General features: G+C 71.4%; 1 protein-coding gene. It reads left to right on the forward strand.

The window, feature by feature from the left end; genetic code table 11:
- Positions 1 to 1,158, forward strand: a 1,158-nt coding sequence (locus FDP13_RS21435; protein WP_199886369.1) for a hemagglutinin repeat-containing protein, incomplete at both ends; no start/stop codon positions are given.

The raw sequence follows: 1,158 nt of genomic DNA on the forward strand, positions 1-1,158 counted from the left end.
ATCAGCAACGCGGTGCTGAGCCAGACCGGGCAGCGCTACCTGAACGGGGTGGGCTCGGAGCTGGCGCAGATGCAGCAACTGATGGACAACGCGGCGGCGGCGCAAAGCCGGCTGAGCCTGCAACTGGGGGTAAGCCTCAGCCCGGCGCAGGTGGCGGGGCTGAGCCGCAGCATCGTGTGGTGGGAAAACATTACCGTCGACGGGCAGACGGTGCTGGCGCCGAAGCTGTACCTGGCGCAGGCGGATAACACCCACCTGCAGGGCAGCCGCATCGTGGCGGACCGCGTCAGCCTGAGCGCGGGCGGGGATATCGACAACCGGGGCAGCACGGTGACGGCGGTGGAGGCGCTCAACATCGCCGGCGGCGGCAACCTGAGCAACAGCGAGGGCGGGCTGCTGAGCGCAGGCGGCGCGCTCAATCTGGTGGCGCTGGGCAACCTGACCAACCGCAGCGCGACGATACAGGGTAATACGGTGACGCTGGCAAGCGTCAACGGCGATATCGTCAACAGCACGACGACCAGCCAGTGGCAGACGGCGGCCCGGGACGGGCGGGGCAGCGGGTCGCTGACGCGCACCGATATCGGCCAGGCGGGCTTAATCAGCGCACAAGGCGGGCTGACGCTGCAGGCGGGGCACGACATCGTGCTGAACGGGGCGCAGCTGAGCGCGGGCGGACCGCTGGCGCTGGCGGCGGGCAACGACATCCAGCTGAACGCGCTGACCACGATGACGGACACGGTGCGCGAGGGTGGCGGGGCCACCACCGAGCGGCGCCGCCAGGGGCTGGTGCAGAGCACGGTGGCCGGCGGGGGCGACCTGAGTCTGAGCGCCGGGCGTGACCTGCGCGGCACGGCGGCGCAGCTGAGCGCGGCGGGGACGCTGGGGCTGTCGGCGGGGCGGGACCTGAGCCTGCTGTCGGCCGGCGAGGAGCAGTTCGGCTCGAACGCGTGGAGCCGGCATCTGGACTGGCAGCAGACGGTGACGCAGCAGGGGACGGTGCTGAACGCGGGGGACGGGCTGAGCCTGCGGGCGGGGCAGGACCTGACGCTGCAGGGGGCGCAGGCGGAAACGCGGGGGACGCTGACGGCGCAGGCGGGGCGCGACCTGAGCCTGCTGTCGGCGACGGAAAGCCGGCATGACTTCTTTGAAGAAACG

Source organism: Dickeya sp. ws52 (assembly GCF_007210685.1).
Classification (GTDB): domain Bacteria; phylum Pseudomonadota; class Gammaproteobacteria; order Enterobacterales; family Enterobacteriaceae; genus Dickeya; species Dickeya chrysanthemi.